Origin of the sequence: Paenibacillus sp. GM2FR, from assembly GCF_002803325.1 — a bacterium.
GTDB classification, from domain to species: domain Bacteria; phylum Bacillota; class Bacilli; order Paenibacillales; family Paenibacillaceae; genus Paenibacillus_AQ; species Paenibacillus_AQ lautus.
In genome coordinates this window covers 1-938 of the sequence record NZ_MKZM01000003.1, presented here as the reverse complement: position 1 = coordinate 938, position 938 = coordinate 1, and the positions used below count along the sequence as shown (strand labels likewise).

Annotated in this window: 1 rRNA gene; it reads right to left on the bottom strand. The window is 53.1% G+C overall.

The features are described from left to right. Positions 1-938 (bottom strand): 23S ribosomal RNA (locus tag PAEVO_RS00035); the annotation flags it as partial.

The following is a 938-nucleotide window of genomic DNA, read 5'->3' as shown; positions in this document are numbered from 1 at the left end:
CCCACCTATCCTGTACAGATCGTACCCAAATCCAATATCAAGCTGCAGTAAAGCTCCATGGGGTCTTTCCGTCTTGTCGCGGGTAACCTGCATCTTCACAGGTATTAAAATTTCACCGGATCTCTCGTTGAGACAGCGCCCAAGTCGTTACGCCATTCGTGCGGGTCAGAATTTACCTGACAAGGAATTTCGCTACCTTAGGACCGTTATAGTTACGGCCGCCGTTTACTGGGGCTTCGGTTCACAGCTTCGGGATTACTCCCTAACCGCTCCCCTTAACCTTCCAGCACCGGGCAGGCGTCAGCCCGTATACTTCGCCTTACGGCTTCGCACAGACCTGTGTTTTTGCTAAACAGTCGCTTGGGCCTTTTCACTGCGGCCCCCTCGGGCTATTCACCCTACCGAGGCACCCCTTCTCCCGAAGTTACGGGGTCATTTTGCCGAGTTCCTTAACGAGAGTTCTTCCGCGCGCCTTAGAATTCTCTTCTCGCCTACCTGTGTCGGTTTGCGGTACGGGCACCTTCACCTGACTAGAGGCTTTTCTTGGCAGTGTGAGATCATGACCTTCGCTACTATAATTTTCACTCCCCATCACAGCCCAGCCTTATCGATGTGCGGATTTGCCTACACATCAGCCTCACTGCTTGGACGGACATCCATCAGTCCGCGTCACTACCCTCCTGCGTCACCCCATCGTTCATAACGGTTTACGGTGGTACAGGAATTTCAACCTGTTGTCCTTCGATTACGCCTTTCGGCCTCACCTTAGGTCCCGACTTACCCTGAGCGGACGAGCCTTCCTCAGGAAACCTTGGGCTTTCGGCGGATCAGATTCTCACTGATCTTTTCGTTACTCATACCGGCATTCTCACTTGTATGCTGTCCAGCGCTCCTTACGGTACACCTTCAACCTACATACAACGCTCCCCTACCCCTGA